This is a genomic window from Oleiphilus sp. HI0128 (assembly GCF_001635365.1).
Genome location: NZ_LWGG01001399.1, coordinates 1 through 602, shown reverse-complemented (window position 1 = coordinate 602; position 602 = coordinate 1). Strand labels below are relative to the sequence as shown.

The following is a 602-nucleotide window of genomic DNA, read 5'->3' as shown; positions in this document are numbered from 1 at the left end:
ATAACCCTTTGCAGTAACTTTTCTGACCATGCAGATCTACCAAGGCCCGGACCGATTACAATTACCGTTGCCGCGTCCAGCAATTGCTCAACTTGTTGAGTATTTTCAGTAGAGGTGACCATGACCTCTGGTGTGCGTGATAGCAATGCAGAGCAGTGGTCTTGATGGGTGATAACGCTCGTCAGGCCTGAGCCGCAGCGAAGTGCTGCTTCAGCAGCCATGAGTACCGCGCCACCATAGCCCCGGTCTCCGCCGACAATGAGGGTGTGCCCACAATTACCTTTGTGAAAATGGCGGGGCCGGACAGAAACTTGATCTAGTAATTTCTGCAGTGACAAGCAATGAGCGATAGGCGTCTGCTCATTAATAATTTTGGCTGGCACCTCCAGGTCGTCGTAATATAGTTCGCCAGTATAGTGTTGACCTTCAGCGGTAAATAAGCCCAGTTTTAGGGCAATAAAACTCGCAGTGCAGTCGGCTTCGATTGCGGTGCCCATTATACTGCCCGTATTGGCATTTAAGCCCGATGGAATATCAATCGCTAATATCGGGGCAGTAGATTTATTTGCTGCTTCAATAGCGTCAGCATACAGGCCTCTGAC

The 602-nt window shown here is 49.8% G+C and carries 1 protein-coding gene; it reads right to left on the bottom strand.

The features are described from left to right. The coding region (locus A3763_RS22940; RefSeq protein ID WP_304440840.1) for an NAD(P)H-hydrate dehydratase at positions 1–602 on the bottom strand (602 nt) is incomplete at both ends.